General features: G+C 68.2%; 1 protein-coding gene. It reads right to left on the minus strand.

The genetic code is table 11. The features are described from left to right. Positions 1-255: transposase (locus I5731_RS00005; RefSeq protein WP_197309304.1), on the minus strand; the 255-nt coding region annotated here is incomplete at both ends.

Consider the following 255-nt stretch of genomic DNA (forward strand, 5'->3'; position numbering starts at 1 on the left):
TTGCCATGGTTTCTTGTCCCGGATGATGGCGTTGAGGATGGTGAGGAGCTTTCTCGCGACGGCGATGAGGGCGAGCATTTTCGGCTTGCCGGCTTGGATGAGTCGGCTGTGGAAGGCCTTGAGGTCGGGGTTGTGCCGCGCGGCGGTCATGGCGGCCGGTAAGAGGGCGGTCCGCACGACGACGCGGCCGCCTCCGATGCGGCTGCGGCCGCGCCATTGCCCGGACTGCCGGGTGAAGGGGGCGAGACCGGCGAG

This window comes from Methylobrevis albus (assembly GCF_015904235.1).
Classification (GTDB): Bacteria; Pseudomonadota; Alphaproteobacteria; order Rhizobiales; family Pleomorphomonadaceae; genus Methylobrevis_A; species Methylobrevis_A albus.